Raw genomic sequence first — 13,200 nt, 5'->3', positions numbered from 1 at the left:
TTCATTTCGCAGTTTCGCGAAATAGTCTTGCTGGTGGTCGTTCAAACGTTTGCTTGCCAGACTTGAAGCCCAGGAGAGGCTGCGCGATCGCGCCAAAGGCTTCCAGCCGGTTGGTCGCATCCAGAACAACCAGATCTGCGGCGTTGCCGACCATCACACCGTAATCCGACAGGCCCATCAACCGTGCAGCGCTGTGCGTGATGAGAGAGAGACAAGCGTCAAAGTCATCGGGCGAGAGATGCATGCAGTTCGCATAGAGGTTGGCCATGCGCAACAAGGAGCAATCACCGAACGGTGTAAACGGATTCAGAACATTGTTTGTCGCGATAGAGCACGTAATGTCCTGCTCTGCCAAAAGATGAACGGGCGCAATGCCCCGTGGTGAAAGACTGCCAATGTCCCGCCCATTGAGATACAGATCTGTCGACGGCAAAGCCGTGACCGCGACGCCGCTCGCCTTCAGTCGCGCCACATGTGCTGTGAAGAATGGCTCGGTCATGGCCGCCAGCTTTGTCGCGTGACCGACTGCAACCCTGTTGTGCCATCCGGTTTGATCGGTCAATCGGCAGACCTCATCCAGCAGGCTGCCGGAAGGATCCAGATCAAAATCGAGATGAAGATCCAGATCGACGTCGAAATCCCTTGCTGTCTTGAACAACCAGTTCAGTTGCTCGTAGGGCGCGGTGTCGGTGTAGGGACAACCGCCCAGAAGATCGGCACCATTCGATAATGCCTCAAGTAAGAGCTCCGACGCTCCGGGATCATTGGTCAAACCTTCCTGCGGAAATACACAGATCTGAATATCCAGACATGATCTATATTCGCTTTTCAGTTGCTTGATTGCATTGAAGCTTCGCAGGCCTGCGCGTGGATCGACCTCGGTGTGGGCCCGCATATGCATCGTGCCCTGCAGGATTGCCTGCTCCACCACGCGTCGTCCTCTTTCATAAACGTCATCCGCTGTGAATTCCGCCTTCAATTGTGAAACAGCGGCGATGGCGCCTTTCAATCCACCCGAGGTATGCTGGCACCTGCAGAGCAGGCAAGCCTTGTCCAGATGGATATGGGAATCGACGAAACCCGGCAGGACCACGCGCCCGCCAAGATCGATCTCCACGGCACCCGCTGCCGGCAGGTCAGCCCCAATTCTTGCGATGCGACCGTCCGAAATTGCAATATCTTCAGGCGTCTCTTTGTCGAGGAGCGCGCCACGCAGGATCAAGTCACAGGTGAACAGGCTCATCGGTCTTTTCACTCTTGTTGCGATGCATACAATTAATATGCAATCATATTAGCCTTCGTTACACAATGGTGGACCATGAACGATCAGGCTACGCTCGCTCTGCAATGCGTCGAGAATTATCTTGCTGCCTCCATGGCAGCCGATCCGGTGAAGGCTGCATCTTACACGGCGCCAGACTTCATCTGCAGGTTCACGGGCAATCGCGAATTCCGAACGACTTCAGGTCCAACCGAATTCAATGCAGCCCGCTACAAATGGGTCAAAAAGAGAATTCTGCGTACTGACGTCATCGCAGGCAATGGCGAGACGATCGTCTACAGCCTTGGCTATCTTTACGGCGAATGGCCTGACGGCACCCCTTTCGACCACAATCGCTATGTGGATCGGTTTGTCGTGCGCGATGGGCTGATCGTAGAAACAGATGTATGGAACGACAGCGCGGAATGGATCCTCGATCCATCCTGCCGTCGCGAGCCATGAGTGCTTCGGATGCCAGTTGCCTCTACGAATCAGAGACCTCAGCCAGGAATGGTGACATCCCCCCACCCACTCGCCACGGAGGCCGGAGCGGAGGTCATCAAGGCTGGAGGAACCGCGATCGAAGCTGCGATCGCAATCGGATCTGTTCTGACGGTGGTCACTCCCCATTTCTGCGGACTGGGTGGTGACGCTGTCTGGCTTGTGGCAGATCAGCACGGGAAAAGTCATTGCTTCCTCGGTATCGGACAAGCCGGAGAGGCTACATCAGCGATCCGAAATCAACCGATTCCCCTCCGTGGTCCTGCCTCGATGCTGACAACAGCTTGCGTTGTCGATAGCTGGGATCATGCCCTGACGTTTTCGCGCGAAAACTGGTTTGGCACGAGATCTCTTCCTGCACTTCTCGAGCGTGCGATGGACTTGGCAGCCAATGGATACGAGCCCAGCAAATCACAGGATTTCTGGCTCGATTTCCGGGCTGGCGAAACGACGAACTGGCACGGATTTTCGCAGTATTTTGATCACCGCAACACAACGGGCCTTTTTAAACAGCCAGGGCTCGCAGATAGCTTTGCCGCACTTATGGCGGAAGGTGCACGCAGTTTCTACGAAGGCAAACTCTCAAAAAGGATCGTCGAAGGTTTGAAGGCCGCCGGATCATGCCTTACCGCAGCGGATCTTGCCCTGACCCGTACCCGTGACGTCTCTCCTCTGACGCTGGATTATCGGGGCACCATCCTCGTTGCCCCTCCTCCACCGACACAGGGGATGACGACGCTGGCGATCATGGGAATTCTCAACCATATGCGTCTGGCATCTGCTCCGAGTGGATCTGCCGAGCGGTATCATCTTCTTGTCGAGGCCGTGAAACGCGCATTCATGGACCGAGCGCATGTTTCAGATCCCGCGAGCATGAGCTGGAATCCGAAGGATCTCTTGGCGACCGAACGACTGAGGGCGGCTGCCGACACAATCGATCCCCATCAGGCGCTGGTTTGGCCGCATGAACATCAACACGGTGACACAGTATTTTTCTCAGTAGTAGATAGACAGGGCCGGTGCGCAAGTGTTCTGCAGAGTACCTACTTCGATTGGGGAAGCGGCGTTGTCGTCGGTGACACCGGTATTCTCTGGCAAAACAGGGGTGCTGCGTTCACGACACAACCTGGCCATCCCAACTGTATTGCGCCGGGCAAACTTCCTTTCTACACGCTCAATCCGGGTCTCGCACTGCGGGACGGACGACCGTTCCTTACCTACGGAACGCAAGGCGCAGATGGGCAACCACAAACACTTGCCGTTCTCCTGACCGCCCTGCTCGATGATAAGCTCACGCCAGCGGAAGCACTGGAGAAGCCGCGGTTCCTTTTGGGCAAAACCTTCTCTGACGCCCGGGATAGCCTCAAGGTCGAGGGCATGATGAGCGATGAATGTCTGGAGCAACTTGCCGGTCGTGGACATGACCTGGCGCGGCTCGCAGCATTCTCGCCAATCTTTGGACAGGCCGGCGCCCTTCTCTTCGATACAGATCGAACACCGAGTGCCGCCCATGATCCACGCGGCGAGGGATGCGCATGGATCGAATAAACGATTTCCCGTCTCTCTGAGGTTGGACCTGAAGCAGGTCGGGCGACCCCGTTTCCACCGGATACTTTAAAACGATAGGTTATTAGACAAGTTCAATCGCCATCGCCGTTGCCTCACCACCACCAATGCAAAGCGATGCAATTCCGCGGCGCAAGCCATTTGATCGCAGAGCGTTGAGAAGTGTGACCAGAACGCGGGCACCAGAAGCACCTATCGGATGCCCCAATGCGCAGGCGCCTCCATAAATATTGACCTTGTCATGGGACAGATCCAAAGCTCGCATTGTTGCCATCGTTACGACTGCGAAGGCTTCATTGATTTCATACAGGTCGACTTGCCCCGGCTGCCAATCAAGGACATCACACAGTTTGCGGATCGCGCCAATGGGCGCTGTTGGAAAATCGGCAGGTGCGCCGGCATAGGTGGCATGACCCACAATTCGAGCAAGAGGAGCAAGCTGATGGCGTTCGGCCGCACGCATACTTGTGAGAACAACCGCAGCAGGCCCATCCGATATCGAGGACGCATTCGCAGCCGTTATCGTTCCTCCTTCGCGAAAAGCAGGTCGGAGAGACGGGATCTTGTCTGGTCGCGCCAGTGAAGGCTGTTCATCAACGGAAACGGATCGTGTAGCCCGGTTGTTCTCAACCTCAACGGGGCAGACTTCAGCGATGAACGATCCATTGGCGATTGCCGCCTGAGCCCGGCTTAGCGACGATAACGCAAACTCGTCCTGGGCCTGCCGCGAAAAGCTGTGGGCCTGGGCGCAGTCTTCCGCCAAACTACCCATCAGGCGGCCTTGTTCGTAGGCGTCCTCGAGACCGTCCAAAAACATATGGTCCAGAACACTCTCATGTCCCATGCGCAGACCAGTCCGAGCCTTCTTCAGGAGGTAGGGTGCATTGCTCATACTCTCCATGCCGCCTGCGACAACGACTGCGGCGCTGCCCGCCCGGATCAGATCGCTACCCAGCATGACAGCTTTCATGCCGGAACCACACATCTTATTGATGGTCGTGGCCCCTGCCGATAAGGGTAGCCCAGCCTTGATGGCCGCCTGCCGCGCGGGTGCCTGTCCCTGCCCGGCTGAGAGTACGCACCCCATCAGCACCTCATCCACCAATTCCGGATTGAGCCCCGAGCGATCCACCGCGGCGCGAATTGCCGCCGCTCCCAGGTCGCTGGCCGAAAGAGACGACAAACTGCCTTGGAACGCTCCCATTGGCGTGCGTGCGGCTGCCGCGATTACAACCGAGTGATCGATCGTCATGACTGTCTCCTCACCGTGGCGCCATGCGAAGAGCACCGTCCAGACGGATAACTTCGCCGTTCAACATGGGATTTTCGATGATATGACTGACCAACATTGCGTATTCCTCCGGTTTACCGAGGCGCTTTGGGAATGGCACGGATGCACCAAGCGCGTCCTGAACCTCCTGTGACATCCCTGCCATCATTGGCGTCTCGAAAATGCCAGGCGCTATAGTCACGACCCTGATGCCGTGTTGGGCCAACTCTCTCGCTGCCGGCAGAGTGAGCGCCGCAACCCCACCTTTGGAAGCGGCGTAGGCAGCCTGACCTATTTGACCGTCATAAGCAGCAATCGAAGCCGTGTTGATAATCACGCCTCGCTGCCCCTCCGGACCAGGAGTGTTTTCGACCATGGCCTCCGCACAGAGCCTGAGCAGATTGAAACTGCCAACAAGGTTGATCATCAGGGTGCGTGTAAATCTTTCCAGATCATGAGGACCTGAACGGCCGATGATCTTCTCCCCTGGAGCCACTCCAGCGCAATTGACCAGCCCGTCGATGCTGCCGAACCTCTTCACAGCGGCGGCAATCGCATCCTTGACCTGACTTTCGGATGTCACATCTGCCTCGAATGTGGCTGCACGAGATCCGATCTCCTTTTCGGCGAAGCTCAGCTTCTGGCCATCGAGATCCAACAGGACGACATTGGCGCCCTGTGCGGCCAGATGTCGAGCGGTCGCCAAACCGAGTCCGGAACCTGCTCCAGAGATTACATAGGTGCGGTCAGCGGTCATTTGCTCCTCCAAACGAAACCAGATGATGAAATGATGATCCAGTTGTGGCAATCAATGACCAAATCACGCAAAAACGATGTCAAAAATTACCATGACCCAGCATAGGAACTCGCTCATATCGCCATGTTTCGTGGAAGAGGCGCTCAAGCCACTGCTTAGTCGCGGGATTGATCCCGCCCCTCTCCTCAACTCGTGCGGCATCGATGCTACCTTGCAAGAGCCGGTGACAATCCGCAGTTATGGCAAACTTTGGCGGCGAATAGCCGACGTTCTGGATGATGAATTTTTCTGTCTCGGTGCACGACAGATGCCACGGGGCAGCTTTGAATTGCTGTGCCACAGTGTTATCACCAGCCTGACGCTTGAAGAGGCTCTGGCTCGTGGCCTGAAATTTCTGTCCATTGTTCTGCATCAACCCAGCGCCCGGCTTCAGGTGGCGAAAGGGCAGGCTATCCTTCAGGTTGTTCAAGAGGTACCGACTGCAAGCGCCTTCACTTACAGAACATTCTGGCTCATCATTCTGGGTGTCTGTTGCTGGCTGATCGCCAAACGCATTCCACTCCTGAAAGTCGAGTTTGCGTGCGAGGCACCGAGAGATATGCCAGATTATTCTGTTTTCTTCGGATGCCAGGTCGAGTACGGCGCCAAAAATACCGCGGTATACTTTGACATAAATCTTTTGACTTTGCCCAACATACGTCGGCCTGCGGATGTGCCCAAATTCCTTCAGATGGCACCTGCAAACCTTTTGATCCGCTATCGTCACGACCAGACATTCACCGATCTTGTTCGCACCATTCTTGAGGCCTCCTCACCGACGGAATGGCCGAGGTTCGATAGGCTTGCAACGACTGTCGGAACCGCGCCGTCAATCTTGAGACGAAAGCTTAAAAGCGAGGGAACCAGTTACTCCAAAATCAAGGACAGCATGAGAATGAAGCTTTCTCGAGATATACTGGAAACCGGCGATATGACGATTTCAGAACTCGCATTTCACATGGGATACTCGGAACCTAGCGCTTTCTACCGCGCCTTCAAGAAAGCTAATGGTACGAGTCCGCGCAGTCGGACATAGATGATGCAAGAGAATTGTACTGCCGTAATCATTGGCCCGCGCAGAAGACGAGCCGCGCGACGCGTCCAAAGGACCAAGCGATCCGCCCCGTCCTTGATTATCAAATATGGCCTTCTCGTCAATTCTCCTTTGTAGAACCGCCAAGATGAAGACGAGTGTCAGTGTTCTGGTGGAAAGCCAATGAACCGACGTCGCACAGTAACGACAAACATTTTTATCAAAAAAAGGGGGCAGCTAGCCCCCTTCTCGTTAGTTTTAAAGTACTGATCTTGATTGCCTGGATTTATGCGCCAGACGATGCACCACCCGCACCGCCCATATTCTGGACCATATCGATGAGCTTCTGGATCATGCTCGTCAACTGCGTCAATACCGATGCGATTTGGGACATCATTTGGTCTTGACCGCCGCCAGCACCTTCGCCCGGCTTGCCAGCGCCTTCGCCGCCACCCTTGCCCGGACCTTGACCGCCGCCAGCGCCGCCGCCCTGTCCGGCACCCTCGCCGCCGCCAGCACCGCCGCCCTGTCCGGCGCCTTCGCCCCCGCCCATCTTGGACATCAGGTCTTCAATCTTCTGCAGCAGTTCCTTTACTTGACCCATAAGTTGACCAAGCTCTCCTTGGCCGCCCTTTTCTCCGCCGCCTTTACCTTCGCCACCGCCCATCTTGGACATCAGATCTTCGAGCTTCTGCATGAGCTCCTTGATCTGATTCATCATTTCGCCGATCTGACCCTTCTGGTCGCCGCCTTTACCTTCGCCCTTGCCTGGACCTTCGCCTTGACCTGGTCCGCCGGACTTCCCGCCGTCCAATTTCGCCATCAAATCCTGAAGCTTCTGCATGAGCTCCTTGATCTGGCTCATCAACTGAGCAAGCTCACCCTTGCCGCCAGCGCCTTCACCCTGACCGCCACCTTGCGCACCGCCGCTGCCTTGCGCGCCACCGCCCTGGCCGCCGCCCTGGGCACCACCACCCTGACCGCCACCTTGAGCGCCGCCGCCCTGACCACCGCCTTGGGCACCACCGCCCTGACCGCCACCCTGGGCGCCGCCGCCTTCCCCACCGCCTTGAGCGCCACCGCCAAGCTTCTGCTCCAGAGCCTGGACCAGCTTGCCGATCATGGAGACGAGCTCCTTCAGCGCACTGAGGATTCCGCTCATGCCTTGCCCGCTACCTGCGCCCGCGGTCGAGCTCATGTATTTGGAGTCCAGGCTCGATAACCCGCTGCTACCACCATAGGGGCTCATGCGGTTGGAAGATAGCGAAGAGGACTCACCGCCGCCGGCACCACTTGATGCGCCGAATGACGAAGGATCAAAACCTCTGCTGGATACGGGTGCGGTGCTCATATCAGTTCCCTCTCAGGTTAACGCAAAAACCCAATTTCTGTAAGTTTGACGGTAAAATTCTATACTGGAATTAAGCTTAACAAATTTTTGGATCAGTTCAATAATATTATCGTATCAGATCCATATTTTATTAACTCACGGGTTTATATTTAAGTTATTACTTATGCCATTTCCGATTGCGCATCTTCTCTGCGGACGAGCGTTATCGGTTCCAACATTTCGCACGAGATGTCGGCCGGTATTTCATCCTCGGAAATCAAAGGAAGGAGTATCCGATGGCGAGACAAATAAAACTGCGTCGCTGACCTGTGCTCGCGTGCAATGAGACCCACCGGCTCGATCCCACTTTCATTCAGTTTCAGAAGCCGGTCCGGAAGAGATCGGCACATGGCTTCAAGGTCTGCCTCGGCTTCGAATTTCGATTGTGACGAATAGGACGCGAAATATCGATCAAGCGCGTCCACCCACTGCGACTCGAAAGGAATGAGCGGAAGAACGCCGCGATAGTCGAGCATGCCATAGGCGACCTGGCTACCGATGGCCTCACGGGCCGCTTCTGCCAGTTGCTCGGGATTCGAATACAAATCTGTCCGCTCAAGGATGACCTCCAGAACGGCGCGCGGCTGGGATAGCGTTACACCCGAGGTAAGTAGCTGCCGGGCGACTTTTACAAGAACGATCTGCGGCACATTCTCCCGAACTTCTACCGCCAGCCGACCCAGCCGCTGTTCGACGCTGGTCAACCATTGCATGACATCTTCAACGCTGAAGGTGGGACCCACATGCCGACGCACGATCCTGCATAGAGAAAATGCCATTAGATCGAGATCTGCATCCGGCTCGATGGTCAGCACGCCGACAGGGACGTTTTCGACCTGAATGTGAACAATGTGATCAGCGATGCGTGGATCTGGATTGAATGTTGGAACCGTTACCGCGACACCGACAACATGTGCCATGGACGAGATCCGAGCTTCGAGGATGGAGGCGAAATTGGCTCTATCCAGCCGCTGCAGGGTTGCTTCCGAAACCGTGACGACAATAGGGTCGCCGAAACGGGCACGATCGAGCTCCTTGCGTTCCATGGCCACGGCGCGTGGCTCTGCTCTTGGCGCACCGGCTTTTTTTGGTCGCGCGACCCAGTAGGCGCCAGCTCCAAGCAGGAGACCCAGCGGCCAAAGCACGAGCGCCGGAAAGCCGGGAACAAAACCCATCGAAAAGGTCATTGCGCCGGCTACGCCCAGAGCGCGCGAATCCTGAGAGAGTTGTCTTCCGATATCTGAACCCAGGCTGACGGCATCTTCGGAAGAAACACGGGTCACAACCGTGCCTGCGGCGATTGCCATGAGCATCGAGGGTATTTGCGATACCAGACCTTCACCGATTGTCAGCAAGGAGTAGTGATGGGCAGACTCGGAGAATGACATGCCGCGTTGGAACATACCGATCGAAAGTCCGCCGATCAGGTTGACAGCAACGACGACCAACGACGCGATTGCATCTCCCTTGACGAAGCGCAGCGCGCCATCCATCGCGCCGAAAAACTGGCTCTCCAATTCAAGCTGCTCACGGCGCTTCAGCGCCTTCTGCGCCGTAATGTGCCCATTGCGAAGATCGCTGTCGATGGCCAGCTGCTTTCCCGGCATTGCATCGAGCGTAAATCTGGCGCTGACTTCGGCAATGCGCTCCGCACCTTTCGTGACCACGATAAACTGCACAAGTGCCACAATCAGGAAGACGACAAGGCCAACCACCACGTTGCCGGAAACGACGAAATTTCCGAATGCCGTGATGATCTCGCCGGCATAACCTTCGGCGAGGATAAGACGTGTCGTGGAGATCGTAATGGCCAGACGAAATACGGTTCCGATCAGGATCAAGGCTGGAAATGTCGAAATATCCAGCGCTGTGCGAAGGTAAATCGTTGTAATGAGAATGATGAATGCGAAGGAGAGATTGAAGCCGATCATCAGATCGATCAGGAACGTGGGCAGCGGCAAAACCATCATGGCCACAACCACGAGGAAGAACACCGAGAATAAAATCTCGGTTCTCTTCATCAAAGCCTGCGTGATGGTTGTAAGGTTCATGGCTTGCTCACTGCGGCCCGGTTACGATCTGCAAGTCGCAACACGAGAGGATCCGATACGGGCCCCATTGAAATCACGTCCTGCTTGCCATCCCGGGACAACTTTACGCTGCCAGGCTCGATAGCATCGATCTTCCACTTCTGGGCAAATACATCGCCCTCCTGATAACGCTTGCCGTCTGTTCCGACGACAAACTTGACAGGCTCGAGCGCGGACGCGGCGATCATGCTGTCAAGGCCGGATGTCAGCTTGGTTCGGTCCACAAGCGGCAGGGCGCTTCTCTTGGAAAAGACCGAGATGATGCTGGACAGCCTTTCCTTATCGACGATGTTCAACTCAATCTGCTCATCTCCAATGAGCAGTTCTCCAGCAGATTGATCGAGCCGAACATCCAGTTTAAGCCCCGACATCCGAAATGCTTCACGCAGTTCTTTCATCGTCACATTGATGGGTGCCGTCGCCGACACAACCTGCTGGGCCTCCCTCTGCGACGGTTCTGCGGGAATTCCGATGAGTGCAAAGACCATCAGCGCCAAGGCTGCGGATAGAAGAACCGCCGCAGTCATCTTGCGCTTCGCGGTAGCCCCCCTCTCTAAGGAAGACAATCCCTTCAGCGATAGTTGAACATCCCTGATCGCGAACTGGTCGCCCGGCCGCACAGGGAAGAATTCTCCACGCTGCAATCGCCTTGAACCGACTCGCACGCCGTCAACCAATGCTTCTGCGACGGCGGAGACCTCTCCGTCCTCGTTTTGCAGCTCAACCCGAAGGCAAGGCCTGGCTTCGAGCCCCAGGACGATAATGTCTGACGAAACATCTCCGCCGATCGTTTGAGAGCCGCTTTGAAGTTCCACCTCTCCGACACGGCCGTTTTTCGCGATCACCAGCGCTGGAATTTCGCTTGAGCCCACGCCCTTCCGTGCCGCCAAAGCCTGGCGTAGCGACAGCGGTAGCGCGCGCAACCGCTCGATCTGCGGACGTAATGGCTCAATGAAACGCATTTCAGTATATCACCAGGACTGGAGAAACACGAATAAATTATGCTAGAGAAATCATAATATTAAGCCGGGCTTATCTTCTTGATTGCGTTGTAAATACCGTTGATCTCTGTAACTTTTGTTGCCGTCGTCAAGCTTTCGACAGAAGATTGCTTCTGGGACGTCTGATATTTACTGATCGCGCCATCCACCTCTGGGCTGGCGCTGCCGCCACTGCTGCTCGATGCGGAAGTTCCACCACTAGAAGCCATATCGAATTCTCCCTTTGGAAAGCTTTAATGACCACAATACTGAGATAGAATGATCCAAAAGTAAAGCCATGTATACTTCGCAAAATGGACAATCATTTCATTTAGTGGCCAAAAAATAATATTATTAAGTAAATCTTCATATAATAATTTTTCAATATACATCTTGTGTGATGCGGCGATCGGAATGGATAATCCACGAAGGTAAATAAACCGCATCCGAATTCCCAATGGATGCAGCTTCCTGTTATTACAAGAGGATAGACTCTGCCCACGAATTCGGCTGTCGCTCTTTTCGAACAGCTCTTTGCATGGCGACGAGTCATAGGATACCGCTCCCATCGGCTGAAAGATATTATCAATCCGGCATCTCCGCACGATCTCCGGGTACCGTGAGACAAGCCAGAGCCTTGAAACAGGGGCCTCGTATCAATTTGGCAGAGACAAAATCATCCCTTGGCGACGCAATCCATTCAGAGCAGAGGAAATACATACTCGGCTATGGACCTTGAGCGACGGCACTTGAAACCCGCCTAAACTCTTTCGGCGTCATTTTTATTAAAATCTTATCTTCGACGTTAACCTTTTTGATTAATCCTGCATCGGATTTTACTGGACATGTTCACTCATTTATTACTTTATATATAGTGTCTGATGATTAGATATATTGATCTTTTCTAATCATCTCTTGGCTTTATTACCATTGCTCGACATACGAGGCAAACATAAGCCGGTAAAGATTTAATGGGATAGATGAGAAACGGAGGTCAATTCATGTATGGCGTTAATGGGCAATCTGGACGAAATGTGAGTGCTTCGGATTATCAAGGGAGCAGTAGTAGCGACTCCGCCTCTTCCGCTGGGGGGTGCGGCGGCGGGAAGGGCACCGATACAAAGCAGTACTCCCCCTTTAGTGACGGCAACTCTGCAGGCGGTGGCGCCAACTCGATGGCGAGCGAAATCACCGGCATGCTTCAGCAATTGGTCCAAGTTCTCTCCAAATTGATCTCGATGCTATCTTCCATGTTTGGCGGCGGTCAGGGCAACGGTGGTGCCGGCGGAGGAAGCGGTAGCGGCGGTGCTGGCGGCGGTCAGGGCAACGGCGGTGCTGGCGGTGGACATGGCAGCGGTGGTGCCGGTGGTGGACATGGCAGCGGCGGTGCCGGTGGTGGCCAGGGCAGCGGTGGTGCCGGTGGTGGACATGGCAGCGGTGGTGCCGGTGGTGGACATGGCAGCGGCGGTGCCGGTGGTGGCCAAGGCAGCGGCGGTGCCGGTGGTGGCCAAGGCAGCGGCGGTGCTGGCGGTGGACATGGCAGCGGCGGTGCCGGTGGTGGCCAGGGCAGCGGTGGYGCCGGTGGTGGCCAGGGCAGCGGTGGTGCCGGTGGTGGCCAGGGCAGCGGTGGYGCCGGTGGTGGCCAGGGCAGCGGTGGTGCCGGTGGATCAACACGCAGCAATGAGCCTGAAGACACGACCAATAAGGGGAAGGTCAACGTCGTCGACAAAACAATCGTTGTCGATGGGACCGAGTTCGACGGAAAGGGCGCAACTTATACGGCCTCTTCGAAGCTCGGGGATGGTGGCCAAGGTGAAGGACAGCAACCGATTTTCATTCTTAAGAATGGTGCGACGCTGAAAAACGTTACCATTGGCGACAATGGAGCAGATGGTATCCATGTGTACGGTGGAGCGACCTTGAAGAACGTCCACTGGAAGGATGTCGGAGAAGACGCACTGACTGTGAAATCACCTGGTGATCTCAATGTCATCGGCGGATCCGCCTCCCAGGCAGCGGACAAGGTCTTCCAGGTCAATGCCGACTCGAACATCTACATCAAGGATTTCAAGGCTGACGGTTTCCAGACCTTCGTTCGCACCAACGGCGGCCAACCAATCACATCGAATGTCACGATCGAAGGCGGTGAATTCACCAACGGAAAAACTCTGTTCCGCACGGACAGCAAGACATCCGAGGTGAACTTCGTCGGTGAAATGAGCGTTCAGGAAGTGGCGACTAAGGTCCGTTATCTGGACCAAAAGGAAGCGTTCTGATTGGTGCATCTTGGGCGGGAGTAGGTCGTGGAGCCAA

Annotated in this window: 11 protein-coding genes; 4 read left to right on the top strand and 7 right to left on the bottom strand. The window is 55.4% G+C overall.

Annotated elements, in window-relative coordinates; translation table 11 throughout:
- Position 1 precedes the first annotated feature (1 nt).
- Entirely contained in the window at positions 2–1,243 is a 1,242-nt protein-coding gene (locus tag ASD54_RS20900) for an amidohydrolase family protein (RefSeq protein WP_062556505.1), read from the bottom strand.
- A 75-nt stretch (positions 1,244–1,318) separates the two neighbouring features.
- On the opposite strand from ASD54_RS20900, the gene ASD54_RS20895 reads away from it, so the two are divergent.
- Entirely contained in the window at positions 1,319–1,723 is a 405-nt protein-coding gene (locus tag ASD54_RS20895; RefSeq protein ID WP_062556504.1) for a nuclear transport factor 2 family protein, read from the top strand.
- A gap of 48 nt (positions 1,724–1,771) precedes the next feature.
- Entirely contained in the window at positions 1,772–3,310 is a 1,539-nt protein-coding gene (locus ASD54_RS20890; RefSeq protein ID WP_062556503.1) for a gamma-glutamyltransferase, read from the top strand.
- 82 nt (positions 3,311–3,392) lie between these two features.
- Here ASD54_RS20890 and ASD54_RS20885 read toward each other — a convergent pair whose 3' ends face one another.
- Complete coding sequence (locus tag ASD54_RS20885) at positions 3,393–4,580, bottom strand: acetyl-CoA C-acyltransferase (RefSeq protein WP_062556502.1); 1,188 nt, start codon at positions 4,578–4,580, stop codon at positions 3,393–3,395.
- Between the two features lie 10 nt (positions 4,581–4,590).
- Positions 4,591–5,355, bottom strand: coding sequence for a 3-hydroxyacyl-CoA dehydrogenase (locus tag ASD54_RS20880; RefSeq protein WP_062556501.1), 765 nt, complete (start codon positions 5,353–5,355; stop codon positions 4,591–4,593).
- A gap of 76 nt (positions 5,356–5,431) precedes the next feature.
- Between ASD54_RS20880 and ASD54_RS20875 the strand changes: the two genes are divergently transcribed.
- Positions 5,432–6,430, top strand: coding sequence for an AraC family transcriptional regulator (locus ASD54_RS20875; protein WP_062556500.1), 999 nt, complete (start codon positions 5,432–5,434; stop codon positions 6,428–6,430).
- A gap of 283 nt (positions 6,431–6,713) precedes the next feature.
- Here the strand turns inward: ASD54_RS20875 and ASD54_RS26735 are convergent, their stop codons facing one another.
- From ASD54_RS26735 to ASD54_RS20855, 4 genes are all read right to left on the bottom strand, one after another.
- Positions 6,714–7,778 (bottom strand): hypothetical protein, encoded by a 1,065-nt coding sequence (locus tag ASD54_RS26735; RefSeq protein ID WP_156379319.1) that lies wholly within the window; start codon positions 7,776–7,778, stop codon positions 6,714–6,716.
- 161 nt (positions 7,779–7,939) lie between these two features.
- Positions 7,940–9,868, bottom strand: a complete 1,929-nt coding sequence (locus ASD54_RS20865) for a flagellar biosynthesis protein FlhA (RefSeq protein WP_062556498.1) — start codon at positions 9,866–9,868, stop codon at positions 7,940–7,942.
- Positions 9,865–10,869, bottom strand: coding sequence for a hypothetical protein (locus ASD54_RS20860; RefSeq protein WP_062556497.1), 1,005 nt, complete (start codon positions 10,867–10,869; stop codon positions 9,865–9,867). The genes ASD54_RS20865 and ASD54_RS20860 overlap by 4 nt, the downstream gene beginning before the upstream one ends.
- Positions 10,870–10,928: 59 nt before the next feature.
- Positions 10,929–11,117 carry a hypothetical protein gene (locus tag ASD54_RS20855; RefSeq protein WP_062556496.1) on the bottom strand — a complete coding sequence of 63 codons (189 nt, stop codon included), beginning with the start codon at positions 11,115–11,117 and terminating at the stop codon, positions 10,929–10,931.
- 945 nt (positions 11,118–12,062) lie between these two features.
- Between ASD54_RS20855 and ASD54_RS20850 the strand changes: the two genes are divergently transcribed.
- Positions 12,063–13,163, top strand: a complete 1,101-nt coding sequence (locus ASD54_RS20850) for a pectate lyase (RefSeq protein WP_062556495.1) — start codon at positions 12,063–12,065, stop codon at positions 13,161–13,163.
- Positions 13,164–13,200: the final 37 nt, after the last annotated feature.

This window comes from Rhizobium sp. Root149 (genome assembly GCF_001427345.1).
Taxonomy (GTDB): Bacteria; Pseudomonadota; Alphaproteobacteria; order Rhizobiales; family Rhizobiaceae; genus Neorhizobium; species Neorhizobium rhizoryzae.
The sequence above is the reverse complement of the archived record's forward strand: the minus strand, read 5'-3'. Positions and strand labels throughout refer to the sequence as shown.